The 25,749-nt window shown below is 72.2% G+C and carries 21 protein-coding genes; 11 read left to right on the top strand and 10 right to left on the bottom strand.

All coding sequences use genetic code 11. The annotated features are described in order from the left end of the window. Window positions 1–2: 2 nt before the first annotated feature. Together lpdA and ACZ5DS_RS02270 are read right to left on the bottom strand one after the other, a co-directional pair. Window positions 3–1,391, bottom strand: a complete 1,389-nt coding sequence (lpdA, locus tag ACZ5DS_RS02275; protein WP_468233094.1) for a dihydrolipoyl dehydrogenase — start codon at window positions 1,389–1,391, stop codon at window positions 3–5. 303 nt (window positions 1,392–1,694) lie between these two features. Beyond that, window positions 1,695–3,221, bottom strand: coding sequence for a leucyl aminopeptidase (locus ACZ5DS_RS02270; RefSeq protein ID WP_468233093.1), 1,527 nt, complete (start codon window positions 3,219–3,221; stop codon window positions 1,695–1,697). Between the two features lie 344 nt (window positions 3,222–3,565). Between ACZ5DS_RS02270 and ACZ5DS_RS02265 the strand changes: the two genes are divergently transcribed. The 3 genes from ACZ5DS_RS02265 (at window position 3,566) to ACZ5DS_RS02255 (ending at window position 8,588) form a co-directional block, all read left to right on the top strand. Continuing rightward, window positions 3,566–5,602 carry a hypothetical protein gene (locus tag ACZ5DS_RS02265; protein WP_468233091.1) on the top strand — a complete coding sequence of 679 codons (2,037 nt, stop codon included), beginning with the start codon at window positions 3,566–3,568 and terminating at the stop codon, window positions 5,600–5,602. Between the two features lie 62 nt (window positions 5,603–5,664). Beyond that, complete coding sequence (gene pelF / locus ACZ5DS_RS02260) at window positions 5,665–7,161, top strand: GT4 family glycosyltransferase PelF (protein WP_468233090.1); 1,497 nt, start codon at window positions 5,665–5,667, stop codon at window positions 7,159–7,161. Continuing rightward, complete coding sequence (locus ACZ5DS_RS02255; RefSeq protein ID WP_468233088.1) at window positions 7,158–8,588, top strand: hypothetical protein; 1,431 nt, start codon at window positions 7,158–7,160, stop codon at window positions 8,586–8,588. The genes pelF and ACZ5DS_RS02255 overlap by 4 nt, the downstream gene beginning before the upstream one ends. A 59-nt stretch (window positions 8,589–8,647) precedes the next feature. Here the strand turns inward: ACZ5DS_RS02255 and ACZ5DS_RS02250 are convergent, their stop codons facing one another. Beyond that, window positions 8,648–9,433, bottom strand: coding sequence for an adenosylcobinamide-GDP ribazoletransferase (locus ACZ5DS_RS02250; RefSeq protein WP_468233087.1), 786 nt, complete (start codon window positions 9,431–9,433; stop codon window positions 8,648–8,650). A 60-nt stretch (window positions 9,434–9,493) separates the two neighbouring features. Here ACZ5DS_RS02250 and ACZ5DS_RS02245 point away from each other — a divergent pair, with 60 nt between their 5' ends. Continuing rightward, window positions 9,494–10,258: a hypothetical protein gene (locus ACZ5DS_RS02245; RefSeq protein WP_468233086.1), complete on the top strand. Its 765-nt coding sequence runs from the start codon at window positions 9,494–9,496 to the stop codon at window positions 10,256–10,258. Here ACZ5DS_RS02245 and ACZ5DS_RS02240 read toward each other — a convergent pair. From ACZ5DS_RS02240 to cobT, 3 genes are read right to left on the bottom strand one after another with little or no spacing between them, the layout of a single operon-like run. Continuing rightward, entirely contained in the window at window positions 10,198–10,926 is a 729-nt protein-coding gene (locus ACZ5DS_RS02240) for a hypothetical protein (protein WP_468233084.1), read from the bottom strand. The genes ACZ5DS_RS02245 and ACZ5DS_RS02240 overlap by 61 nt on opposite strands. A 10-nt stretch (window positions 10,927–10,936) precedes the next feature. Continuing rightward, window positions 10,937–12,715 carry a phosphatidylglycerol lysyltransferase domain-containing protein gene (locus tag ACZ5DS_RS02235; protein ID WP_468233082.1) on the bottom strand — a complete coding sequence of 593 codons (1,779 nt, stop codon included), beginning with the start codon at window positions 12,713–12,715 and terminating at the stop codon, window positions 10,937–10,939. Window positions 12,716–12,769: 54 nt separating this feature from the next. Further along, complete coding sequence (gene cobT / locus ACZ5DS_RS02230; protein WP_468233080.1) at window positions 12,770–13,834, bottom strand: nicotinate-nucleotide--dimethylbenzimidazole phosphoribosyltransferase; 1,065 nt, start codon at window positions 13,832–13,834, stop codon at window positions 12,770–12,772. A 133-nt stretch (window positions 13,835–13,967) separates the two neighbouring features. Between cobT and ACZ5DS_RS02225 the strand changes: the two genes are divergently transcribed. Continuing rightward, window positions 13,968–14,972, top strand: a complete 1,005-nt coding sequence (locus ACZ5DS_RS02225; protein WP_468233079.1) for a class I SAM-dependent methyltransferase — start codon at window positions 13,968–13,970, stop codon at window positions 14,970–14,972. Here the strand turns inward: ACZ5DS_RS02225 and ACZ5DS_RS02220 are convergent. After that, complete coding sequence (locus ACZ5DS_RS02220; protein WP_468233078.1) at window positions 14,969–16,171, bottom strand: bifunctional adenosylcobinamide kinase/adenosylcobinamide-phosphate guanylyltransferase; 1,203 nt, start codon at window positions 16,169–16,171, stop codon at window positions 14,969–14,971. The two genes, ACZ5DS_RS02225 and ACZ5DS_RS02220, sit on opposite strands and share 4 nt — an antisense overlap. Before the next feature lie 81 nt (window positions 16,172–16,252). Between ACZ5DS_RS02220 and ACZ5DS_RS02215 the strand changes: the two genes are divergently transcribed. Next, entirely contained in the window at window positions 16,253–16,465 is a 213-nt protein-coding gene (locus tag ACZ5DS_RS02215) for a hypothetical protein (RefSeq protein WP_468233077.1), read from the top strand. Between the two features lie 42 nt (window positions 16,466–16,507). Here the strand turns inward: ACZ5DS_RS02215 and ACZ5DS_RS02210 are convergent, their stop codons facing one another. The 3 genes from ACZ5DS_RS02210 to ACZ5DS_RS02200 form a co-directional block, all read right to left on the bottom strand. Then, a complete protein-coding gene (locus ACZ5DS_RS02210; protein ID WP_468233075.1) occupies window positions 16,508–17,578 on the bottom strand; it encodes a S1C family serine protease in 1,071 nt (356 codons plus the stop codon). A gap of 57 nt (window positions 17,579–17,635) precedes the next feature. Continuing rightward, on the bottom strand, window positions 17,636–18,337 hold the full coding sequence (locus ACZ5DS_RS02205; RefSeq protein ID WP_468233073.1) for a class I SAM-dependent methyltransferase: 702 nt from the start codon (window positions 18,335–18,337) through the stop codon (window positions 17,636–17,638). An 83-nt stretch (window positions 18,338–18,420) separates the two neighbouring features. Then, entirely contained in the window at window positions 18,421–19,017 is a 597-nt protein-coding gene (locus tag ACZ5DS_RS02200; protein WP_468233071.1) for a DUF3043 domain-containing protein, read from the bottom strand. A gap of 309 nt (window positions 19,018–19,326) precedes the next feature. Between ACZ5DS_RS02200 and ACZ5DS_RS02195 the strand changes: the two genes are divergently transcribed. The 5 genes from ACZ5DS_RS02195 (at window position 19,327) to ACZ5DS_RS02175 (ending at window position 25,683) form a co-directional block, all read left to right on the top strand. Beyond that, window positions 19,327–20,118 carry a PspA/IM30 family protein gene (locus ACZ5DS_RS02195; protein WP_468233070.1) on the top strand — a complete coding sequence of 264 codons (792 nt, stop codon included), beginning with the start codon at window positions 19,327–19,329 and terminating at the stop codon, window positions 20,116–20,118. A gap of 33 nt (window positions 20,119–20,151) precedes the next feature. Next, the gene (pspAA, locus tag ACZ5DS_RS02190) at window positions 20,152–20,430 is read left to right on the top strand and encodes a PspA-associated protein PspAA (RefSeq protein ID WP_468233068.1); all 279 of its coding nucleotides are present in this window, start codon (window positions 20,152–20,154) and stop codon (window positions 20,428–20,430) included. Between the two features lie 87 nt (window positions 20,431–20,517). Next, entirely contained in the window at window positions 20,518–21,738 is a 1,221-nt protein-coding gene (locus ACZ5DS_RS02185; protein WP_468233066.1) for a sensor histidine kinase, read from the top strand. Then, the gene (locus ACZ5DS_RS02180) at window positions 21,735–22,415 is read left to right on the top strand and encodes a response regulator (RefSeq protein WP_468233065.1); all 681 of its coding nucleotides are present in this window, start codon (window positions 21,735–21,737) and stop codon (window positions 22,413–22,415) included. Before ACZ5DS_RS02185 ends, ACZ5DS_RS02180 begins: the two co-directional genes overlap by 4 nt. A 160-nt stretch (window positions 22,416–22,575) precedes the next feature. Continuing rightward, the gene (locus ACZ5DS_RS02175; protein ID WP_468233063.1) at window positions 22,576–25,683 is read left to right on the top strand and encodes an efflux RND transporter permease subunit; all 3,108 of its coding nucleotides are present in this window, start codon (window positions 22,576–22,578) and stop codon (window positions 25,681–25,683) included. The last annotated feature ends 66 nt before the right edge of the window (window positions 25,684–25,749 follow it).

Genomic DNA, 25,749 nt, shown 5'->3' with positions numbered 1-25,749 from the left:
GCTCAGTCGTGGGAGTGCAGCGGCTTGCCGGCCAGCGCCAGGTGTGCCTCGCCGAGCGCCTCGTTCTGCGTCGGGTGGGCGTGGATGAGCTGGGCGACCTCGGCCGGCAGCGCCTCCCAGTTGTAGATCAGCTGCGCCTCGCCGACCTGCTCGCCCATGCGGTCGCCGACCATGTGGACGCCGACCACGGCACCGTCCTTCACCTGGACGAGCTTGATCTCGCCCGCGGTGTTGAGGATCTTGCTCTTGCCGTTGCCCGCCAGGTTGTACTTCAGAGCGACGACCTTGTCCGCGCCGTAGATCTCCTTGGCCTTGGCCTCGGTGATACCCACGGAGGCGACCTCCGGGTGGCAGTACGTCACCCGCGGGACACCGTCGTAGTCGATCGGGACGGTCTTCAGACCGGCCAGACGCTCCGCCACCAGGATGCCCTCGGCAAAGCCGACGTGCGCGAGCTGGAGCGTCGGGACCAGGTCACCGACGGCGGAGATGGTCGGGACGTTCGTCCGCATGTACTCGTCGACGAGGACGTAGCCGCGGTCCATCGCGACGCCCTGCTCCTCGTAGCCCAGGCCCTGCGAGACCGGGCCGCGGCCGACGGCGACGAGGAGGACCTCCGCCTCGAACTCCTTGCCGTCGGCAAGGGTGACCTTGACACCGTCCTGGGTGTACTCGGCCTTCTGGAAGAAGGTGCCCAGGTTGAACTTGATGCCGCGCTTGCGGAACGCGCGCTCGAGAAGCTTGGAGGAGTTCTCGTCCTCGACCGGGACGAGGTGCTTCAGGCCCTCGATGACCGTGACGTCCGAGCCGAAGGACTTCCACACGGAGGCGAACTCGACGCCGATGACACCGCCGCCCAGGATGATCGCGGACTTCGGCACGCGGTCCAGGACGAGGGCGTGGTCGGAGGAGATGATCCGGTTGCCGTCGATCTCCAGGCCCGGCAGCGACTTCGGCACGGAGCCGGTCGCCAGCAGGACGTGGCGGCCCTGGACGCGCCGGCCGTTCACGTCGACGGAGGTCGGGGAGGACAGGCGGCCCTCACCCTCGATGTACGTCACCTTCCGGGAGGCGACGAGTCCCTGGAGGCCCTTGTACAGGCCGGAGATCACGCCGTCCTTGTACTTGTGGACCCCGGCGATGTCGATGCCCTCGAAGGTGGCCTTGACGCCGAACTGCTCGCTCTCGCGGGCCTGGTCGGCGATCTCGCCCGCGTGCAGCAGGGCCTTGGTGGGGATGCAACCCCGGTGCAGGCAGGTGCCGCCGACCTTGTCCTTCTCGATCAGGGCGACGTCCAGGCCCAGCTGCGCCCCGCGCAGGGCCGCGGCGTAACCACCGCTACCACCGCCGAGGATCACTAGGTCGAAAACGGTGCTGGCGTCGTTCGCCACGTCACGTCCTCCATGCATGTGCGCCGTAGACCGGTCTCCAGTGACCGGCGGGCGGCTGGTGTCCGGCCGCTTGATGCTTCGGCCCTTCGGTGGGGGCCCTGTCCTGCCGGGCTCCATCTTTGCACTTGTTCGAGGCGGACGAGACGCCGGGCTGGAGTGTGAGACACCCCACGTGCGGCTGAGAACGAGGGTGAGCTGATGCAGGGGCACGGGGCTGTACCGATATACGGCTCCGCCGCGCGGGGGCGACCAGCCCCCACGCGGCGGAGCCGTACTACGGAAAGGACCGGGCTCTCAGGCGAGTCAGCCCAAGTCGCCGGCGGCCGTCAGCTCGGCGATACGCACCAACGTCCGTACGGCCGAACCCGTACCACCCTTGGGCGTGTAACCGAACGGCCCGCCCTCGTTGAACGCCGGGCCGGCGATGTCGAGGTGCGCCCACGTGATCCCCTCGCCCACGAACTCGCGCAGGAACAGACCGGCGACCAGCCCGCCGCCCATCCGCTCGCCCATGTTCGCGATGTCGGCGACCGAGGACTCCATCCCCTTGCGCAGGTGCTCCGGCAGCGGCATCGGCCAGGCCGGCTCGCCCACCTCCTCGGCGGCCTCGTGCACCGCCGTACGGAAGGCGTCGTCGTTCGCCATGACCCCGAACGTCCGGCTGCCCAGCGCCAGCATCATCGCGCCGGTCAGCGTGGCGACGTCCACGATCGCGTCCGGCTTCTCCAGCGAGGCCGCCCACAGCGCGTCGGCCAGGACCAGCCGGCCCTCGGCGTCGGTGTTGAGCACCTCGACGGTCTTGCCGCTGAACATGCGCAGCACGTCACCCGGGCGCACGGCGGAGCCGGACGGCATGTTCTCGGCCAGCGCCAGCCAGCCGGTGACGTTGACCTCCAGGCCGAGGCGGGCGGCGGCGACGACCGCGGCGAACACGGCGGCGGCACCGCTCATGTCGCACTTCATCGTCTCGTTGTGGCCGGCCGGCTTCAGCGAGATGCCGCCCGAGTCGTAGGTGATGCCCTTGCCGACGAAGGCCAGGTGCTTCTCCGCCTTCGGGTGCGTGTACGTCAGCTTGACCAGGCGCGGGGTCGCGGCCGAGCCGCCGCCGACGCCGAGGATGCCGCCGTAGCCGCCCTTGGTCAGGGCCTTGTCGTCGAGCACCTGCACCTTGAGGCCGTGCTCCTTGGCCGCCTCCTGCGCCACCGCGGCGAACGCAGCCGGGTTGAGGTCGTTCGGCGGCATGTTGATCAGGTCGCGGGAGCGGTTCAGCTCCTCGGCGACCGCGACGGCCCGGGCCACGGCACCCTTGTGGGCGGCGTCCCGCGGCTTGCCGCCGAGCAGCGAGGCCTCCGCCAGCGGCGCCTTGCCGTTCTTGCCCTTGGCGTCCTGGCCGGACTCCTTGTACGTGTCGAAGGCGTAGGCGCCGAGCAGGACGCCCTCGCCGATCGCGCCGATGGCACCGGGGCCGTCGACGGGCAGCGCGAACGCGGCCTTCTTCGAACCGGCGAGCGCCCGCGCGGCCACACCGGCGGCCTTGCGCAGCGCCTCGGCGTCGAACCCGGCGTCCTTCTCGGGCTCCGCGCCCAGGCCCACCGCCACCACGAGCGGCGCCTTGAAGCCGGCCGGGGCGGGCAGCTTCGTCAGCTCGCCCTCGGCACCCGAGGCGCCGAGGGTCTCCAGAACGCCGGCGAGCTTGCCGTCGTAGGCGTGGTCCACGGCCTCGGCGCCGGGCGCGACGACGGGGCCCTTGGCGCCCTTGGCGACACCGACGACGATCGCGTCGGCCCGCAGGCCGGGCGCCGCGGCGGTGCTGAGAGTCAGAGCAGTCACGGTGGTGAAATCTCGCTTCCGATGTGAAGTTGCTGTGGCCGATGAGGGGTGGGTCGACCGGGCCCGAGAGCCGACCCTAGGTCCACGCCTGGGGGCATGTGGCAACCGGGGCCTTCACCCTGTCGGCGAACACCCGTGACGAGACTACGCGCGTGTGCCCGTTCGCTCATGCCTGCGGGCGTTCACCCCTGCGTGGCGTCGTGTCCACTTCTCGCCCCCGGGTGTGGGTGACCTGAGCCACACTCGTCGGGTTCCGGTGGGCCGGCTGCCTACCGATTCGCATCATTTCCACTGATTCTCCGTGGATTCACCACGGGGGATCTTCTGGGGGGAAGGAACCTGCCATGGCACACCGCGCGCACCGCTGGAGAGCCACCACCGTCACGGCGACGGCCGCAGGACTGATAGCACTGGGGCTCGCCGCCCCGCCCGCCTCGGCCGCCACCGACCCGCGCATCGACCTGCGCGTCCTGGTCGTCGACGACGGCGGCAGCCCGGTCGGAGCGATCACCGCGCAGCTCAAGAGCGAGGGCATCCCGTACACCACCGTCGACCTGGCCGATTCCGGTCGCCCCACCCTCACCGCCGCCTTCCTGAGCGACACGGTGGGCGGCCGGCCCCGCGCCAAGTTCCAGGGCGTCGTCCTGCCGAACGAAGCCCCGTTCGGCGCGGGCTCCGCCGAGCAGACGGCCCTGGAGGCGTACGAGAAGACGTACGGCATCCCGCAGGTCGACGCCTACACCTGGGCCCACCCCGAGGTCGGCCTCGACTACACCGACGCGGGCGGCTACGCCGGCCCCCTCGACGGGCGCACGGCCACCGTCACCGCGGCCGGCAAGGCCGGCCCCTTCGGCTACCTGGACGGCGCCTTCTCCTTCGAGGACAACTCGCCCTCGGTGGACGAGAGCTACGGCTTCGTCGCCCAGCCCCGCACCGGCTTCACCAGCTACGTCGACACCCCCGTGCCGGGCGGCACCGGCACCGGCAGCCTGCTCGGCGAGTACGCCCACGACGGGCGCCGCGAGCTGGTGGTGACCTTCGCCTACAACCAGTACCAGCAGCAGTTCCGGGTGCTCGCGCGCGGCATCGTGGAGTGGCTGACCCAGGGCGTGCACCTGGGGCAGGCCCGCAACTACTTCGCCCTCCACGTGGACGACGTCTTCGCACCGGACGCCCGCTGGGACACCGCGCGCAACTGCACGCCCGGTGACATCGACTGCGGCAGCGGCGGCACCGACACGACCACGCCCATCCGGATGACCGCGGACGACGCCCGGTACGCGGCCTCCTGGGAGCAGAGCCACGGCTTCACCCTCGACATGGTGTTCAACGCGGGCGCCGGCGAGGAGTGGAAGAGCGAGAACGGCGGCACCGACGCCCTGACCGACCGGCTGCTCGCGGACAAGACCCAGTACCGCTGGGTGAACCACACCTACACCCACCTGTTCCTCGGCTGCGTCCAGGACACCTCGACCGTGCCGTGGAGCTGTGCGAGGAACGCCGACGGCTCGACGCAGTGGGTCAGCCGCTCCGCCATCTCCGCCGAGATCTCCGACAACTACGACTGGGCGCTCAGGCACGGTCTTTCCCTTGACCGCAGCGAGCTGGTCACCGGCGAGCACTCGGGCCTGAAGACCCTGCCCCAGCAGCCCCAGGACAACCCCAACCTCGCTCCGGCGCTCGCCGCCAACGCAGTGAAGTGGACCGCCTCGGACAACTCCCGCGAGTCCGAGCAGCGGGCCGTGGGCAGCAGCACGCTCACCGTCCCGCGCTACCCGATGAGCGTGTACTACAACACGGGCACCAAGGCCGAGATGGCCGACGAGTACAACTGGATCTACACGTCCAAGGCGGACGGCGGCAGCGGGATCTGCGAGAACAACCCGGCCTCGACCTGTCTCGCACGGCCGCTGGACACGTCCACCGGCTACACCGACTACATCGTTCCCACCGAGGCCCGCACCGACCTCGGGCACGTACTGGCCAACGACCCGCGCCCGCACTACGCGCACCAGTCCAACCTGGCCGAGGACCGCATCCTCTACCCGGTCCTGGACCGCGTCCTGGCCGACTACCAGGCCCTGTTCGCCGCCAACACCCCGATCGTCAACCTGCGCCAGAGCGCCATCGGCGCCGAGCTGCAGAACCGGGCCACGTGGCAGACCGCCCTCGACAACGGCAGGGTCACCGCCTACCGCATCGGCGACACCGTCACGGTCACCGCCCCGTCCGGCACCCAGATCCCGGTGACGGCACCGGAGGGGACGAGGCAGCAACTCCTGCTGAGCAGCACCGCGTTCGGAGCGCCGTATGCGGGTGAGCGTTCGGCGTGGGCGACACCGGGGCTGCTCCAGGCCGCGATCACCTTGAAGCTGCCGTAACGGACCAGCCCGAGTTCCACGGCGCCCCAGGGGGAACCATCCGTACCGGCCGTCACGTCACCATGCTCACCGAAGGCACCTATCCCCATGTCCACGGCGGGGTCAGTACCTGGTGCGACCAGCTCGTCAAGGGCATGCCGGAGGTCTCCTTCCACCTCGTCTCGCTCACCGGCAGCGGCCGCGAACCCGTGACCTGGGACCTGCCGCCGAACGTCCATCGGCACATAACCGTGCCCACCTGGGGCCCACGCCCCGGCCGGGCCCGCGCCCCTCGGGGCAGGGCCCGGCGCCGCTTCACCGACGCCTATGAGCAGCTCCTGCTGTCCTTCCTCGACCCCGAGGCGCGCTGCGACTTCGGGGAGGCGCTGTACGAGCTGGCCGTCATCGCCCGTGACGGTCGGCTCTCGGCGGCCCTGCGCACCGAGTCCGCGCTCCGCTCGCTCCAGTGGATCTGGACGATGCCGCATCTGCCGACGGCGGCCGCCCGGCCCACCGTGCACGATGCGCTGACCGCCACCGACCTGCTGGAACACGCCCTGCGCCCGCTCGGGGTGCGCATCCCCGAGGACTCGGTCGCGCACGCCGTCAGCAGCGGCCTCGCGACCCTGCCGGCGCTCGCCGCGCACCACCTCGACGGGGTGCCGTTCCTGCTCACCGAGCACGGCATCTATCTGCGCGAGCGCTACCTGGGACAGCGGGGCGACGGACACCGCTGGCCCGTGAAGGCGTTCATGCTCGGCTTCTACCGTGAACTGAACTCACACGGCTATCGCGCGGCCGACCTGATCACACCGTGCAACCAGTACAACCGCCGCTGGGAGGAGCGCGGCGGCGCCGACGCCGACAAGATCCGCACGGTCTACAACGGCGTCGACCCGCACGCCTTCCCGCACGCCGGGCCCGAACCCGACGTGCCCACCCTCACCTGGTGCGGCCGCGTCGACCCCATCAAGGACCTGGAGACCCTGCTGCGCGCCTACGCCCTCGTCCGCGCCGAACTCCCCGAGACCAGGCTCCGGCTGTTCGGCCCGGTCCCGCCCGGCGGCGAGGCCTACCGCACCCGCCTGGAGAAACTCGCCGCAGAACTCGGCGTCACCGACGGCCTGACCTTCGAGGGCCGCATCACCGAGGTCTGGCGCGCCTACGCGGCCGGCCACCTCGTCATGCTGTCCTCCATCTCCGAGGGCTTCCCGTTCTCGATCATCGAGGCCATGTCCTGCGGCCGTACGACCGTCTCGACGGACGTCGGCGGGGTCCGCGAGGCGGTCGGCGACACCGGCCTCGTGGTCCCGCCGCGCGAGCCGGAGAAGATGGCGGCCGCCGCCCTCACCCTCCTGCGCGACGACGAACGGCGCCTGCGACTGGGCGAATCGTCCCGGCAGCGGGTGATCGACCGGTTCACCCTGCGCCGCTCGGTCGACAACTTCCGCACGATCTACCAGGAACTCGCCGGTCTCCCCGAGGTCTACGAGCCCACCGTCGAGACGGTCGCCGACTGGACCGAGGAGCTGCGCGACCCCTGGTACGCGGCGGTGGCGACGGAGGGGACCGACCGGTGAGCGAAGACCTGCGGACACCCGCCCGCACCCTGCCCGCGATCCCGCGCCGGCCCACCTGGGCGCAGCCCGACCCGGTGGACCAACTCGCCGGGAAACTGGACGAGTTCGTGGCGGCCGCCGTCCACCCCGACGAGATAGCGGCCCTGCTGGAGTCCGACGGCCTGTCCGACGGCCAGATACGCGAGCGCTACGGCGTACGCGACTCCTTCGCACTCGCCGAGGCACTGTACGACCGCATCCCGCGCCGCCACCCCGAGCCGGACGGCGAACTCCCCGACCCGTGGCGGACCGACCTGCTCGGCTGCCTCCTACGCGGCCTCGTCTTCGCCCTGCCGGGCTTCGCCTACGTCCTCGGCGCCCCCCTGCTCACCGCCCCGCACGCGTCCTCGGGCCTCCCGCCTGGCACCCGCACCCTGCTGGCCGGGGCCCTGTGCGGCTGGGCCTGGAACCAGGGACTCGCCCACCGCGCCTACTCCTGGCTGAGCCTCGGCGACCGCACGGCAGCCCGCCACTGCCTGCTGCTCGGCGCCCCGGCAGGCATGCTGCTGGGCACACTGGTCGCCGTCGCCGTCGCGGGCCCTGCCCACCCGACCGCCGCCGCCTTCGCCGCCGGCCAGTCGTGCTACCTGGGCGCGTCCGGGGTCCTGCTGGTGCTGGGCCGGGAGCGGATCCTGCTGGCGGCCCTGACACCCATGACAGCGGGCGCCCTCGTGGCCCTGGCCCACCCCCTCCCGGAACCCGCCCGCCTGACCCTCCTCCTGACCTCGCTCACCGCAGTGGCTGTCCTGGGCCTCCTGGAGGTAGCCCCGGCCGTAAAGGGGCGCGGGGCTGTGTCCGACCTGCGCGGCACTTCAACCGGCCCCCGCCTGCTGAACTCCCTGCCGTACGCGGTCTTCGGCCTCGCCACCGGCGCGCTGGTCGTCCACGCATCCCTCGCCGACACCCTGGCCGAAGCCGAGCGCAGCGCCCTCGCGCTGACGCTCGGCATGGGCCCCGCCGAATGGCTCCTGTACCGCTTCCGCAGCGGCAGCCTGGCGGCGCTGCGGGCCAGCGACACGGCGAGGGCGTTCCGCCGGGCCACGGCCCGTGTCCTGGTCCGCTGTCTCACCGGCCATCTGGCCGGCCTGCTCGCCCTGGCCCTCGCCACCGACGCGCTGTGGCCCCGCACGCCCACCCCGTCCGTCGAGCGCGTGGCGGCCCTGCTCGCGCTCGGCGTGGTGCTGTGGACGGGGCTGCTGCTCCAGTCCTTCGGTGCCGTCCTCGGCACGACGGCGGTCTGCTCGGCGGCCGCCCTCGCCCAGACGCTGGCCCTGCTCACCCACGCGGGCGCCCCGCACACCGTCGCGCTCGTCGTGTACGCGGCCGCGGCCGCAGCCCAGATCGCCCTCGTCCGTGGCCTGCTGGGAAGGGCGACCGCCCACCGATGAGCGCCCTGCCGGTCCCGTACTACGACCGCCGGGAAACCCCTAGCCTCCCTAGGCCCTGTCTAGCGCCCGAGGGACAGCACCACGAGCGCGGTCGTCGCCGCTGTCTCCGCGAGGGCGCCGAACACGTCCCCGGTGACCCCGCCGAAGCGGCGGGTGCAGCGGCGCAGCAGGAGGTCGGCGGCGGCGAGGGACAGCAGCACCGCGGCCGCCGCGCGCAGGGCGCCGTACGGGCCGAGGGTCGTACCCCAGGCGGCCGAGACGATCGTGAAGGCGGCCGTGACGGCCAGCGCGCCGGGCACCGGTACCACCCCGGCGACCGCCGCCCCGAGGCCCTCCGGACGGGCGGCCGGCACCCCGGCGCGCGCGGCCAGGGTGAGCGCGAGGCGGGCCACGACCGCCGAGGTCAGCGCCGCGGTGCCGCCCCGCACCCAGGAGTCGCCGTACAGCTGCGCCAGCGCGGCCACCTGGGCCAGCAGCACCAGGACGAGGGTGAGCACCCCGAACGGCCCGATGTCGGACTGCTTCATGATCCGCAGCGCGTCCTCGGCGGGCTTGCCGCTGCCGAGCCCGTCCGCCGTGTCGGCGAGCCCGTCCAGGTGCAGCCCACGGGTCAGCGCGGCCGGTACGGCGACGGCGGCGACGGCGGCGAGCAGCGGACCGGCGCCCAGGAAGAGGAGGAGCAGCCCGAGCCCCGCCGCGCAGCTGCCGACGACCAGTCCGACCACCGGGGCGCCCAGCATGCCCCCGCGGGCGGCCTCCCGGTCCCACCGGTGCACCCGGACGGGCAGCACGGAGAGCGTGCCGAAGGCGAAGCGGAGACCGTCGAGAGGGGAGGACTTGAGCACCGGCGCAGGGTACCGGGCCGTTGCCCGGCCCCTTGCAGGAGCTGGGGATAAAGTGCGCACATGGGGCACTGGTGGGAGCGGAACATCCTGGAGCCGGGGAAGCTTCCGCTGCTGCTGGCGCTGGCCGCCTTCGTCCTCACCTTCGTCGTCACCCGTGTGATCGTCCGGCTGATCCGGGCCGGCCGGGGCCCCTTCGGCAACGTCAGGGCGGGCGGACTGCACATCCATCACGTGGTCCCCGGGGTGGTGCTGACCGTCATCGGCGGCTTCGGCGCCGTCGCCAGCGACCGGCACGGCGCCGGCGGGGCCGTCGCCGCGGTCGTCTTCGGCATGGGGGCGGGGCTCGTCCTGGACGAGTTCGCGCTGATCCTGCACCTCGACGACGTCTACTGGACCGAGGAGGGCCGCAAGAGCGTCGAGGTCGTCGTGCTCACCGCCGCCCTCGTCGGCCTGCTGCTGGCCGGGTTCTCGCCGTTCGGCGTCAACGACCTGTCCGCGGAGGAACTCCAGGACCGGGGCACGGTCATCCTCAACATCACCGTGAACTTCTTCTTCTCCCTGATCGCCCTGAGCAAGGGCAAGGCCCGGGTCGCGATCTTCGGCGTGATCGTGCCGCTGATCGCCCTCGTCGGCGCGGTCCGCCTGGCCCGCCCCGGCTCCTTCTGGGCCCGCCGCTTCTACGGCCGCCGCCCCCGCGCCCGCGCCAGGGCCGCCCTGCGCGCCTACCGCCACGACCGCCGCTGGGCCGGACCCCGCCACGCCTTTCAGGACTGGATCGGCGGCAAGCCCGACCCGCGCCCGGCCCGGCTGCCCCGCCGCCGCTGACGGCGCCGCAGCCGGTACCCGTACCGGTGCCGGAGCGCCGCCACCAGGCACAGCGTGCCCACGCCCATCAGCGCGGCCAGATGCTCCTTGCCCGCCAGGTTCTCCTTGACCAGCACCTCGACCACCATCGCCAAGGTCACCGCACCCGCCGTCACATAGGCGCCGTAGCGCCAGCTGACGTACACGGCGAGTCCCACCACGGCCGCCGACGGGCCGGTGTCCACGACCTGCGCGTCCGTCCAGGGCAGGCCGAACGGCGAGTGCGGGCCGAGCTCGATGCCCAGGCGCGCGTACAGCGTCCCGGCGAGCGTGGCGACGTAGGCGATGGTCAGCGTCCGCCACCAGCCGAGGCACGCCTCGGCGATCCCGAACACGAACAGGATCTGCGCGAGCGCACCCCACACCGGCAGGTCCAGCGCCGGGACGAACAGCGACAGGGGAGTGCGCAGCAGCGCCAGCCCCAGCGGGTCCTCGGCCCGTACGGCGCCCACGTTCTGCACGAACTGAAAGCCCCACGGCCGGTTCTGCACGAACTGCAGCAGCGCGGTCAGACACACCGCCCCGAGGGTCATGGGGAGCGCCCGCCGGCGGCGCTTGAGCAGGGGCTCGCGCACGGTGACGTACAGCAGACCCCACTCGGCACGGGCCCAGCGGGCGAGCGTCCTCATCAAGCGTTCCTCATCGGTGTGTGTCCAGGTGCCTGCGGTGCAGCCACTTCGGCAGTCCCGGCGCCTCCAGAAAGCCTTCGGCCCGCGCGGAGGCGAGGCCGATGCGCGGCAGGTCCGCGCTCTTCTCGAAGAGCAGGAACCGCGGCTCCCAGATGGGCCGGTACTTGGCGTTGGCGCGGTACAGCGACTCGATCTGCCACCAGCGGGAGAAGAAGCTGAGCAGCGACCGCCACAGCCTCAGCACCGGTCCGGCACCGAGGCGCGCCCCACGTTCGAAGACCGATCGGAACATGGCGAAGTTGAGTGAGACCTGGGTGATCTCGATCTCGCGGGCCCGGCGCAGCAGCTCGATGACCATGAACTCCATCAGCCCGTTGTCGGAATCCCGGTCCCGTCGCATGAGGTCGAGGGACAGCCCGTGCGGTCCCCAGGGCACGAAGGAGAGCAGCGCGCGCAGCCGGCCCTCGGCGTCCGTGCACTCCAGCATCACGCACTGCCCGTCCTCGGGGTCCCCGAGCCGGCCGAGCGCCATGCTGAACCCGCGCTCGGTCGCCCCGTCCCGCCAGTCGTCCGCCCGCTCGACGAGATACGCCATCTCCTCCGCCCGGATGTCCGCGTGCCGCCGGATGCGCACCCGGTACCCGGCCCGCTTCACCCGGTTGTAGGCCTGCCGGACGGTGCGCATCGCCCGCCCCTCCAGGGTGAACTCGGCCACCTCCACGATCGCCTCGTCACCGAGTTCCAGCGCGTCCAGGCCGTGCCGCGCGTAGATCGTCCCCGCTTCCTCGCTCGCCCCCATCACCGCCGGGATCCAGCCGTGCGCCCGCGCCTCGACCAGCCACGGCACGATCGCCCCGGGCCACGCCTCCGGGTCGCCCAGCGGATCCCCGGAGGCCAGGCTCACCCCGCCGACGACGCGATAGGCGACGGCCGCCTTGCGGGTCGGCGACCACACCACGCTCTTCTCCCGGCGCAGCGCGAAGTAGCCGAGCGAGTCCCGCTCGCCGTGCCGCTCCAGCAGCACCCGCAGCCGCTTCTCGTCGCCCTCGGTGAGCGGGTCGACGGCGCGCCGGGAGCGGAAGGCGGCGTAGAGGACGGCGAGCACCAGCAGCGTGCTGAGCACGTTGACCGCCACGTTGGCCCAGTTGGGCGGGTCGATACCGGGGAAGCGGGACTCCTCGGCGGCCACCGACACCAGCCGCAGGGTGCCGTAGTGCCAGCGCTCCAGGAACGTCGAACGGGCCGCGTCCGGCGCCGTGTTGGTGACCGTGATCAGCAGCCCGGCGAGCAGCGAGGCGACCAGCCCGCCGCCGACCGCCACGGTCGCGGCGAGCCGCGGGTTGGACCGGTCACCCTTGGCGTAGAACTCCCGGCGCCCGACCAGCAGCGCCCCGACGAAGGCGGCCGTCAGCACCAGGGAGACCCAGTTCTGGGCGTACCGCCGGATCTCCGGGAACGCCATGGCGAACGCGAACAGGGCCAGGAACGAGCCGCTCAGTACCAGGTTCAGGATCCACGCGGCCCGCTTGCGCCGGCGCATGGTGATGGCCAGGAACGCGGTGAACACGCCCGAGGCGAAGCCGGCCGTCAGCAGGTAGGGGGTGAAGTAGTTCTCCTGGTTGTGCCGGCGCACGTCCTGGCCCAGCGAGACCCACACCGCACTCAGGAAGTTGATGAACGCGACGGCCCGCAGGTACCAGACGGCGAACGCGGCGGCCCGGCGGGAGCTCCCGCCGGCCCGCCGCTCCGGCTCGGCTTGCTGTTCCGCGGCAATTCGGGCATCTCCCATGGGGGAGGATCATATGGGGGCTGCTCCGGCGAACCATCCTTTTCCGGCTACCGGTTACTCCTCCTCGGGCTTCCCGTCCTGCTCGGGAAGCTCGGCAGCCAGCGCCGCCGCCGCCCGGACCAGCGGCAGCGCAAGCAGCGCGCCCAGCCCCTCGCCGACCTTGACGCCCTGCTCCAGCAGGGGCTCCAGCGCCATCCGGTCCAGCGCCTTGGCCTGCCCCGGCTCCCCGCTGTCGTGCCCGGCCAGCCACCAGTCCGGCGCCCGGAACGCGATCCGCTGCGCGACCAGCGCACACGCGGCGGCCACCACGCCGTCCAGGATCACCGGCAGCTTGCGCACCGCGCACTGGAGCAGGAACCCGGTCATCGCGGCGAGATCGGCCCCGCCCACGGTCGCGAGCAGCTGCACCTGGTCCCCGAGCACGGGCCGCGCCCGGCGCAGCGCGTCCCGGATCGCCGCGCACTTGCGCATCCACGCCAGGTCGTCGATGGGCAGCCCGCCCCGCCCGGTCACCACGGACGCGTCGGTCCCGCACAGCGCCGCGACCAGCACCGCGGCCGCCGTGGTCCCGCCCACGCTCACATCGCCGAGCACCACCAGATCCGTCCCCGAGTCGGCCTCCTCGTCGGCGACGGCCACGCCCGCCCGGAAGGCCGCCTCGGCCTCGTCCGCGGTGAGCGCGTCCTCGACGTCGATACGACCGCTGCCGCGCCGCACCCGGTGCCGTACGACCTCCTCCGGAAAGGCGTCCGGCGGGCAGTCCAGGGCCATGTCCACGACCCGCACGGGCACGTCGAGGCGGCGCGCGAGGACGGACACCGGGCTGCCGCCCTCCAGCACCGCCCGCACCAGCTGCTCGGCACTGCCGGCGGGACGTGCGGAGACGCCGAGTTCGGCGATGCCGTGGTCACCGGCGAAGAGAACCACCCGCGGCCGTTCGACCGGCCGTACCGGTACGGCGCCCTGCGCGGCGGCCAGCCACTCGCCCAGCTCGTCCAGGCGCCCGAGCGACCCGGGCGGCACGATCTGACGCTCCCGGCGGGCCTCGGCGTCACGGCGTACGCCCCCGTCCGGGCGCTCGATCAGATCGGTGAAGTCGTCCAGATTAAGGCTGCTCATTCGCCGAACAGTACCGCCAGCGAACGAACGCTTCCGCGCCACACCGCCACCACACGGTCACGACGTCGTTGCACCCCAGATCGGTATCCCATACGTTCCGGTTTGCAGCGGAATGTCGCCCAGGGAGCCGCCCATGCCGCCCTCGCCCCTCACCCCCAGGGTCACCCGAGCACGCGACCCCTTTCAGGAGCCGCGCCGCAAGGACTGCCCCTGGTGCGGCTCCCCTCGGCTGCGGACCCGGGTGCGCGCCGGCGACCCGCTGCGGCACCGGCCGGGCACCTTCGTCGTCGACGAGTGCCGCGACTGCGACCACGCCTTCCAGAACCCCCGTCTCACGGCGGAGGGACTCGCCTTCTACCACCGGGACTTCTACGAACGACACCTGGAGGAGTTCGCCGAGCGCATCCTCTCCACCCGTGCGGTGCGCCGCCGCCACCGCGCCACGGCCTACGCGCTGTCGGCGCTGCGCGAACCGGAGAGCTGGCTGGACGTGGGCACGGGGCACGCCCGCTTCCCCGAGGCGGCGAAGGAGTTCTTCCCCTACACCAGCTTCGACGGCCTGGACCCGACGGCCCGGGTGGAACAGGCCCTGCTGGAGGGCCGGGTCGAGGAGGCCCACCGCGGCTACCTCACCACCCCGGGGATGGCGCAGCGCCTCCGCTCCCGCTACGACGTCCTCAGCATGTTCCACCACCTGGAACACGCCCCCGACCCGCGCGCCGAACTCCGCGCCGCCCTCACCGCACTGCGCCCCGGCGGCCACCTCGTCGTCGAAGTCCCCGACCCGCGCTGTGTGTTCGCCACGCTGCTCGGCCGGTGGTGGCTGCCGTACGGGCAGCCCCGCCACCTCCACCTGATGCCGCTGGCCAACCTGCGCGCGGAACTGGAGGCGCTGGGCTGCACGATCCTCGTCACGGACCGCAAGTCCCCCCACGTCCCCTACGACCTGTCAGCGGCCCTCGCCCTGTTCCTGGCCCCCGTCCCCGCGCCCCTGAGAGCACTGGCCGCCCCCGTACTCGACGTGGCCGCAGTCCTGGACCACAGCCTGGCCCCCCTGTTCCGCCGCACGCGCTTCTCGAACGCGTACCGCATCGTGGCCCGCAAGGACTCCGCCTGGTCCCGCACGGACTCCGCCTAGCCCCGCAAGACCAACGCCTGCCCCGCCACCACCAACAGCACTTGTTCGCACTGCGCCGCGAACGCCGCGTTCAGGCGGCCGAGTTCATCCCGGTACCGCCGCCCGGAAGCGGTGGCGGGCACGATCCCCGAACCGACCTCGTTGGACACGGCCACCACCGTTCGCCGAGTCGACCGCACCGCGGACGTCAGCTCCCGCACCCGCTCACGCAGCGCCTTCTCCCCGCCCCCCGCCCACTCCGCGTCGTCCCACGCCCCGACGGAGTCCATGACATCCGTCAGCCACAGCGACAGACAGTCGATCAGCACCGGCGGCCCGTCCTCGGCGAGCAGCGGCACCAGATCCGTCGTCTCCGCCGTACGCCACGACCCCGGCCGCCGCTCCCGGTGCACGGCAACCCGCTCCGCCCACTCGGTGTCCCCGCCCCGCGTCCCGCCCGTCGCCACGTACAGCACGTCCGGGAAGGCCTCCAGACGCCGCTCGGCCTCCACCGACTTCCCCGAGCGCGCCCCGCCCAGCACCAGCGTCCGGCGCGGCACGTCCGGCACGTCCTCGTACACCCCGACCACCAGCGTCGTACCGTCCGGCACCGCCCGCGCCCCGGCCGCCGCGAGCCGCCGCCGTAGCTCCGCGGCCGGCGGCACGTCGTGGTCGAGGTGGACGGCGACGACGTCCGTGGTCGGCCCGACGGAACCGACCGCCCGCAGCCGGGCCAGCGCGTCCGGGCGTCCCACGACATCGGCGAGGACCATCTGGTACGCCGCCGCCGGCGCCCCCTCCAGACCGGCCGGCGCCCCGCCCGGCGGCAGGTACAGCAGCCGCTGCCCGTCCGGCCCGGTCACCGCGTACCCGGTGCCGCCCGCGTCCATCGCGACCGCCCGCACCCGATGCCCCGTCAGCAGCGCCAACTCCCGCCCGTCCGGCACCCGCCCGGGCTGCGGCAGCCCGGCCGGCACCTCCACCGCCGGACCGTCGTGCGGATGCGACAGCAGCACCTGCCGCACCCCGGCCAGCGAATGCCCGGACCGTGCGGCCGCGAACGCCGCGCCGGGCGTCAGGTCGAGCAGCAGTGTCCCGTCCACCAGCAGCGCGGTCGCCGCCCGCGCGTCCGGCCCGAGCGCCGTCGCACAGGCGGCACAGGGACAGTCGGGGCGGGGCAGTCCCGCGGGGGCACCGGTGCCGAGCAGAGTTACTTCCACGGGACCGATTTTCACCTGTCCCCGCAGGTCTTGCCCTTCCGGCTAGGCTTCCCGCAGGTGTTGGATCACAAGGAGGCCCACATGACGGCATGGACGTGGCGGTTCGAGAAGGCCGACGGGACGGAGGTCCAGCCCGCGGTGCAGCCGGAGGAGTTCACCACGCAGGGGGACGCCGAGTCCTGGATCGGCGAGCACTGGAAGGACCTGCTGGAGGGCGGCGCCGACCAGGTGCGGCTGTTCGAGGACAGCACCGAGATCTACGGTCCGATGAGCCTGGACGCCGACGCCGCGTAACCCGTCCGAGGGGTGAGGAGGTGCCGCGCCCGGCCGTCCTCCTCACTGCTCGCCCAGCGTCACCTCCACCGTCTTCTCGGCACCGCCCCGCTGGAAGGTGACCGTCGTCCGCTGCCCCGGCTTGTCGCCCGCCAGCACCTCGGACAGCTCCGTGCTCGTGGTGACGGGGGCGTCGCCCACCTTGGTGATCACGTCACCGGGCCGCAGCCCCGCCTTGTCGGCCGCGCCGCCGGTCTTGGCGGTGACCACGGCGACCCCGGTGGGCCGGTAGCTGTCGTCCACGACCGTCCGCGCGGTGATCTCCAGCGCGGCCCGCCCCGAGTCGACGACCTTGCCGCTCTTGATGATCTGGTCGGCGACCGTCTTCACCATCGACGCCGGGATGGCGAACCCGATGCCGGGCGCCGCGCTGCCGCCGAGCTGGGGGTCGGTGGCGGCGAGCGTCGGGATGCCGATGACCTGCCCGCCGAGGTCGACCAGGGCGCCCCCGCTGTTGCCGGGATTGATGTCCGCCGAGGTCTGCACCATGTTCGCGATGGTCGCGCCCGTACCGCCGCCCGTGCTTCCTTCGCTGACGGTCCGTCCGGTCGCCGAGACGATGCCCTGGGTCACGCTGGACGACAGCCCGAGCGGTGAGCCCATGGCCAGCACGATCTGACCGACCTGCACCTTCTCGGAGTCCCCGAACGTCGCCGCCTTCAGCCCGGCCGGCACCTTGTCGAGCCTGATCACCGCGAGATCCTGGTCCGGATACGAGTACACCAGCCTGGCGGTGAGCGGTTCCTCGCTGTTGGCCGTGGTCACCTGGAAGGTCTTCTCGTCGCCGACCACGTGCGCGTTGGTGACGATGTGCCCCTGGTCGTCGTACACCGCCCCGGAACCCAGGTCATGGCTCGCCTGGATCTGCACGACCGACGGCAGGACCTCCTTGATGACCTTCAGATAGCGGTTCTGGAGGTCTTCCGCGGCCAGCGGGAGGTCCGCCTGAGTGGTCGTGCCGTCCTCCTTCGCCGACGGGACCGGGGTCGTACAACCGGCGACCACGAGCGCCACGGACACGAGCACGGGGACGAAGGCGCCCCTCCGGAGGGCACGGGTACGGAAAGCGTCCATGCCCCGAGTGTCTCTTCGGGGTGAATATCCGAGCTTGCCGGACTCGACCGAACGGACTCAGCCGCGTACCCCGCACAGATGCAGCAGCGCCGCGACGCCCCGGTACGGATCCGTCCGCCCGGCCCGCTCCTCGACCGTCAGCAGCGTCTGAAGGTCGTCCGGGATCTCCGCGTCGTCCGCCGCCGTGTCGGTGAAGACCCGCACGCCGTACCAGGCGTGCAGCGGGGCGGCGATCCCGGCGAGCGTGGCGGTCAGCGCCGAAAGACGGTCGGCGCGTACGTCCAGGCCGAGGCGGTTGCAGTAGGCGGTGGTGTCGAACGCGGCCAGTGCGCCCGCCCAGTCACCGGACAGGCCCGGCCGCATCGCGAGCGCGTCGCCGTTGCGCACCAGGAGTGACAGCAGACCGCCCGGCGCGAGCATCCGGGCCAGGCCCGCCACCAGCGGGTCGGGTTCCTCGACGTACATCAGGACGCCATGGCACAGCACCACGTCGAAGCTGCCCGGCAGGAAGTGCACGCCGGTGTCGCGCCCGTCGCCCTGCACCAGCCGGACCCGCTCCCGGATGCCCTCCGGCTCACCGGCCAGGGCCTCGCGCGCGGCCGCGATCATCGTCGCGTCCTGCTCGACACCGGTCACCTGGTGCCCGAGCCGGGCCAGCCTGAGCGCCTGCGTGCCCTGGCCCATCCCCACGTCGAGCACCCGCAGCCGCTGCCCGACCGGGAACCGCCCGGCTATCTGCTCGTCGAGCTGCCGGGCCACCAGCTCCTGTCGTACGACATCACGCAGCCCGCCCAGCTTGTTCAGCCAGGACTCGGCCGCACCCCCGGTGAAGGCGTCAGCGCTCAGGGCCGCTCTCCGCGCTTGACCTGCGGCTTCGGCAGCCGGAGCCGGCGCATCTGGAGAGAGCGCATCAGGGCGTAGGGGACGGCGCCCCGGCGGTTCTGGTCAGGGAAGCGCTCGGCCAGCCGCTTCTTCAGCCGGAAGCCGCTGACGGCCGCGTCGAGCACGATCAGCACGATCACGATCAGCCACAGCAGCAGCGCGATGCTCTGGATCGCGGGCACCCGCACCACACTGAGCACCAGGATGACGACGGCCAGCGGCAGGAAGAACTCCGCCACGTTGAACCGCGAGTCGACCCAGTCGCGCGCGAATCTGCGCACCGGACCCTTGTCCCGGGCGGGCAGATAGCGCTCGTCGCCGCCGGCCAGCGCCTGGCGCTGCCGCTCCAGCGCCTGACGGCGCTCCTCGCGCTGACGTTTGGCGGCGTCCTTGCGGGTCGTCGGCGTGTTGGCGACACTGCGGCGCTGGGACTGGGCCTCACTGCGCTTGGGCGTGGGCCTGCCCTTCGGGGCCTGCGGGTCACGGGGCTGCTTGGAGTCGGTCACCTGCGCCTTGTCGGCGGGGGCCTTCTCGTCCTTGGCACGGCTACGGAACACAAAACCCAAGCGTAAGGGCTTCCCGGGCAAGGACCCCAGTCCACCCGGGAACGATCCGGCAACACCGGACGTCTGTAGGGGGACAGAGGGGACGTTGCAGACGCTTCACCCGGCGGTCACCGAAGGGTCCCGAGGAGCCCATCCGGAGGTCCACCTACTCCTCACGCCGGACCGGTACCGTCCGCAGTCGTCCTTGGGGATGAGCGCATCACTCCCCGAACGGTGCGGTAATGGAGTCAGGGCCCGTACTGTGGGTTCTGTCGCAGGATCTGTGAGCTGGAGTCCGTCAGAAGGGGGCGCGCGAAGCCCATGAGCGGTGTCATGAAGCGTATGGGGATGATCTTCCGCGCGAAGGCGAACAAGGCCCTTGACCGGGCCGAGGACCCGCGCGAGACCCTCGATTACTCGTACCAGAAGCAGCTGGAGCTGCTGCAGAAGGTGCGCCGGGGCGTCGCCGACGTGGCGACCTCCCGCAAGCGCCTCGAACTCCAGCTCAACCAGCTGCAGCAGCAGTCCACCAAGCTGGAGGACCAGGGCCGCAAGGCGCTCGCGCTCGGCCGCGAGGACCTGGCCCGCGAGGCGCTGTCCCGCCGCGCCGCCCTCCAGCAGCAGGTCACGGACCTCGAGACGCAGCACGCCACCCTCCAGGGCGAGGAGGAGAAGCTCACCCTCGCGGCCCAGCGCCTGCAGGCCAAGGTGGACGCCTTCCGCACGAAGAAGGAGACCATCAAGGCCACCTACACCGCCGCCCAGGCCCAGACCCGCATCGGCGAGGCCTTCTCCGGCATCTCCGAGGAGATGGGCGACGTCGGCCTGGCCATCCAGCGCGCCGAGGACAAGACCGCCCAGCTCCAGGCCCGGGCCGGCGCCATCGACGAGCTGCTCGCCTCCGGCGCCCTGGACGACCCGACCGGCATGGCCAAGGACGACATCGCGGCCGAGCTGGACCGCATCTCCGGTGGTACGGATGTAGAGCTGGAACTGCAGCGCATGAAGGCCGAGCTGGCCGGCGGCTCGCCGCAGCAGGCGATCGAGGGCGGCACCGGCCAGGCGCAGTCCCAGCAGCAGCCGCAGGACACCCCGCGCTTCGACAAGCAGTAGCCCGGCGCCGGGGCCCGGAGCCGAGGAGGCGACGTGATCGTACGGATCATGGGCGAGGGCCAGGTGAAGCTGGCCGACTCCCACTTCAGCGAGCTCAACAAGCTGGACGACGAGCTGCTGGAGGAGATGGAGAGCGGCGACGAGGACGGCTTCCGTCGCACCCTCGGCGCCCTCCTGGACGCCGTCCGGCAGCTCGGCACTCCTCTGCCGGACGACGCGCTGGAACCCTCGGAGCTGATCCTTCCGTCCCCGGACGCGACGCTCGCCGAGGTCCGGGCGATGCTCGGCGACGAAGGGCTGATCCCGGGCTGAGCCCGGCCCGGGTCAGTTCCTCGGGGGGTGCAGCACTGGGCGCCTCATCTGCTGACCTGTGCTGCAACGCCCCGTACTGTGCACACCGTGAGCACTCTCGAACGCGCCAGGTGCAGCCTCAAGGCCCATCCCCTCGCGCTGGACGCGGCCATCGCGGCGGGTGTGCTGGTGTGCATGGTCGCCGGCTCCTTCGTCGTGCCCCGCGGAGAGAACGGGGTCACCTGGGGCGTGCGCAGCCCGGACCCGATCAGCCTGGTCCTGATGACCCTCGGTGCCGCCGCGCTCGTCTTCCGCCGCCGCGCCCCCAAGACGGTCCTCGCCGTCACCGGCAGCGTCTCCCTGATCGAGTTCTTCGCCGGCGACCCGCGCGCCCCGGTCGCCATGTCCGCCGTGGTCGCCCTCTACACCGTCGCCTCGAGGACCGACCGCACCACCACCTGGCGGATCGGCCTGCTCACCATGACCGTGCTGACCGCCGCCGCCATGCTCGGCGGCACCCTGCCCTGGTACGCCCAGGAGAACCTGGGCGTGCTCGCCTGGACCGGCATCGGCGCCACCGCCGGGGACGCCGTACGCAGCCGCCGCGCGGTCGTCCAGGCCATCCGGGAGCGCGCCGAGCGGGCCGAGCGCACCCGCGAGGAGGAGGCCCGCCGCCGGGTCGCCGAGGAGCGGCTGCGCATCGCCCGCGATCTGCACGACGTCGTCGCCCACCACATCGCGCTGGTCAACGTGCAGGCCGGAGTCGCCGCGCACGTCATGGACAAGCGGCCCGACCAGGCCAAGGAAGCCCTCGCCCACGTCCGCGAGGCCAGCCGCAGCGCGCTGAACGAGCTGCGGGCCACCGTCGGCCTGCTCCGCCAGTCCGGCGACCCCGAGGCCCCCACCGAGCCCGCCCCCGGCCTCAGCCGTCTCGAGGATCTCGCCGGCACCTTCCGCAGCGCCGGACTCCCCGTCGAGACGGCCCGCGCCGACCACGGCACCGACCTGCCGGCCGCCGTCGACCTGGCCGCCTACCGGATCGTCCAGGAGGCCCTGACCAACGTGCAGAAGCACGCGGGCACCGACGCCAAGGCCGAGGTCAGCGTCGTACGCGTCGGACCGAACATCGAGGTCACCGTCCTGGACGACGGCGCCGGGGCGGGCGCCGAGCCCGGCGTGGGCGGCGGGCACGGGCTGCTCGGCATGCGGGAGCGGGTCACCGCCCTCGGCGGCACCCTGACCACCGGACCCCGCTACGGGGGCGGCTTCCGTGTCCATGCGATCCTGCCGATCAAGACCCGTACGACCGCCCCGGGGGAGCCCGCATGACGATCCGTGTCCTGCTCGCCGACGACCAGGCACTGCTGCGCAGCGCGTTCCGGGTGCTGGTCGACTCCGAGCCCGACATGGAGGTCGTCGGGGAGGCCTCCGACGGTGCCGAAGCCGTCCGGCTGGCCAAGGAGCAGAGCGCGGACGTCGTCCTCATGGACATCCGGATGCCCGGCACCGACGGCCTCGCCGCCACCCGCCTGATCAGCGCCGACCCGTCCCTCGCCCACGTCCGCGTGGTCATCCTGACCACCTTCGAGGTCGACGACTACGTGGTCCAGTCGCTGCGCGCCGGGGCGTCCGGCTTCCTCGGCAAGGGCAGCGAACCCGAGGAGCTGCTGAACGCCATCCGGGTCGCCGCGGGCGGCGAGGCCCTGCTGTCCCCGGCCGCCACCAAGGGCCTGATCGCCCGCTTCCTCGCCCAGGGCGACGGCGACGACGGCCGGGACCCCGCCCGCTCCGAGCGGCTCGACGCGCTCACCGGCCGGGAGCGGGAGGTGCTCGTCCAGGTCGCCGGCGGCCACTCCAACGACGAGATCGCCGAACGCCTCGAGGTCAGCCCGCTGACGGTGAAGACGCACGTCAACCGGGCCATGGCCAAGCTCGGCGCCCGGGACCGGGCCCAGCTCGTCGTCATCGCGTACGAGTCGGGGCTGGTCCGCCCGAGGATGGACTGATCTCCACCCGCGCGTACTGCGCGCGGAGTAGGGGCCGGATAAGGAACGGGACCTGGGGCCTACGGATTCGCCGTCGGGCATGGCTCAAGGTGTTGGGGTGGGCGCTCACCTGTGCGTCCCGCAGCAGCTTCTGCCGCTCACAGAAGAGAGACCCTGACCCATGTCCTGGCTGTCGAGATTCAGCCTCGCGCAACGGGCCCTGATAGGCCTCATGTCGCTCATCGCGCTCGTCTTCGGGCTGATCGCGATACCCCAGATCAAGCAGCAACTGCTGCCCACCATCGACCTGCCCATGGTGTCGGTCATCGCGCCGTACCAGGGCGCCGCACCCGACGTCGTCGAGAAGCAGGTCGTCGAACCCATCGAGGACAACCTCCAGGGTGTCGACGGGATCACCGGCGTCACCTCCACCGCCAGCGAGGGCAACGCCGTGATCATGGCGTCCTTCGACTACGGCAACGACACCAAGCGGCTCGTCACCGACGTCCAGCAGGCCGTCAACCGGGCCCGCGCCCAGCTGCCGGACGACGTCGACCCGCAGGTCATCTCCGGCTCCACCGACGACATGCCGACCGTCGTCCTCGCAGTCACCTCCGACAAGGACCAGCAGGCCCTGAACGACCAGCTCGACAAGACGGTCGTACCGGCCCTGAAGGACATCGACGGCGTCGGCCGCGTCCAGATCACCGGCGTCCGCGACGTCCAGGTCGCCGTCACCCCCAACGACGCGAAGCTCGCGCAGGCCGGCCTCACCTCCGCCGCGCTCGGCCAGGCCCTGCAGGCGGGCGGCGCGACCGTCCCGGCCGGTTCCTTCGACGAGGGCGGCGCGAGCCGCACCGTCCAGGTCGGCGGCGGCTTCACCTCCCTGCAGCAGATCCAGGACCTGAGGGTCACCGGCGAGGGCGGCAAGAAGCCCGTACGCCTCGGTGACGTGGCCACCGTCAAGGAGCAGCCGGCCCCGGCCGACTCCATCACCCGCACCGACGGCCGGCCCAGCCTCGCCGTCAACGTCACCATGGACCACGACGGCAGCGCGGTCTCCATCTCGAACGCGGTCAAGGACAAGCTGCCCGAGCTGCGGCGGGACCTCGGCTCCGGGGCGAAGCTCACGGTCGTCAGTGACCAGGGCCCGGCGGTGTCCAAGTCCATCAAGGGCCTGACCACGGAGGGCGGGCTCGGCCTGCTCTTCGCGGTCCTGATCATCCTGGTCTTCCTGGCCTCGATCCGCTCCACGCTGGTCACGGCGGTGTCCATCCCGCTGTCGGTCGTCCTGGCGCTGATCGTGCTGTGGACCCGCGGCCTGTCCCTGAACATGCTCACACTGGGCGCGCTGACCATCGCCATCGGCCGGGTCGTGGACGACTCGATCGTGGTCCTGGAGAACATCAAGCGGCACCTGGGCTACGGCGAGGAGCGCAAGGAGGCGATCCTGGGCGCCGTGCGCGAGGTGGCCGGTGCGGTCACCTCCTCCACCCTCACCACGGTCGCCGTGTTCCTGCCGATCGGCCTGGTCGGCGGCATGGTGGGCGCCCTGTTCGGCTCGTTCAGCATCACCGTGACGGCGGCCCTGCTGGCCTCCCTGCTGGTGTCGCTGACGGTCGTACCGGTCCTGTCGTACTGGTTCCTGCGCGCCCCCAAGGGCACCCCCGAGGACGCCGACGAGGCCCGTCGGCGGGCCGAGGAGAAGGAGGCGAAGAGCCGCCTCCAGCGCCTCTACGTCCCCGTCCTGCGCTTCGCCACCCGCCGCAGGCTCACCAGTGTGCTGATCGCGATCGTGGTCCTCGTGGTCACGTTCGGCATGTCCGGACTGCTGAAGACGAACTTCTTCGACCAGGGCGAGCAGGAAGTCCTCACGGTCAAGCAGGAGCTGAAGCCGGGCACCAGCCTCGCGGCCACCGACGCCCAGGCGAAGAAGGTGGAGCAGCTGCTCGCCTCCACCAAGGGCGTCAAGGACTACCAGGTCACCGTCGGCTCCTCCGGCTTCATGGCGGCCTTCGGCGGCGGCACCGACACCAACCAGGCGTCGTACCAGGTCATGCTGAAGGACTCGGCGTCCTACGAGGACGTGCAGAAGCACCTCGAGGACGGGCTGAAGAAGCTCGACGGCATCGGCACGACCACCGTGTCCGCCGGTGACGGCTTCGGCAACCAGGACCTCAAGGTCGTGGTGAAGGCGTCCGACGCGCAGGCGCTGCGCGAGGCCGCCGACCAGGTGCGCTCCACCGTGGCCGGCCTCGACCACGTCACCGACGTCACCAGCGACCTCGCCCAGAGCGTGCCGCGGATCTCGGTCAAGGCGAACGCCAAGGCGGCCGCGGCCGGGTTCGACGACCAGAAGCTGGGCGCCGCGGTCGCCCAGGCCGTGCGCGGTACGACGGCGGCGAAGGCGATCCTCGACGACACCGAGCGCGACGTCGTCGTGAAGTCGGCCAAGCCCGCCACCACCCTCGCCCAGCTGAAGGCGCTCCGCCTCGGCCCGGTGAAGCTCGGTGACATCGCGACCGTGAAGCTGGTGGACGGGCCGGTGTCGATGACCCGCATCGACGGGCAGCGCGCCGCGACCGTCACGGCCCGGCCGACCGGGGACAACACGGGCGCGGTCAGCACCAAGCTCCAGGCGAAGATCAAGGCCCTGAAGCTCCCGGCGGGCGCCGAGGCGGAGATCGGCGGTGTCTCCTCCGACCAGGACGACGCGTTCAAGAACCTGGGCCTGGCCATGCTGGCGGCGATCGCGATCGTCTTCATGCTGCTGGTGGCGACGTTCCGCTCGCTGGCCCAGCCGCTGATCCTGCTGGTCTCGATCCCGTTCGCGGCGACGGGCGCGATCGGTCTCCTCGTGGCCACCGGCACCCCGATGGGCGTCCCGGCGATGATCGGCATGCTGATGCTGATCGGCATCGTGGTGACCAACGCCATCGTGCTGATCGACCTGATCAACCAGTACCGCAGGCAGGGCTACGGCGTCGTCGAGGCCGTGGTGGAGGGTGGCCGCCACCGGCTCCGCCCGATCCTCATGACGGCCCTGGCGACGATCTTCGCCCTGCTCCCGATGGCCCTGGGCGTCACCGGCGAGGGCGGCTTCATCGCCCAGCCGCTGGCCGTGGTCGTGATCGGCGGTCTGATCTCGTCCACGCTGCTCACCCTGCTCCTCGTCCCGACGCTCTACGCGATGCTGGAGCTCCGCAAGGAGCGGCGGGCCAAGAAGCGGGCGGCGAAGCGCGCCGCACGCGAGGAGCGGACCGCCGAGCGGGCCCCCGCGGGCGTATGACGCGGGCCCGGACTCGCCCGCCCGACAGCCGAGTCCGGGTACGAAGCCCCCGCAGCCGGTGTGACA

Source organism: Streptomyces sp. NPDC031100 (assembly GCF_055570785.1).
This window is presented reverse-complemented; position numbering and strand designations above follow the sequence as displayed.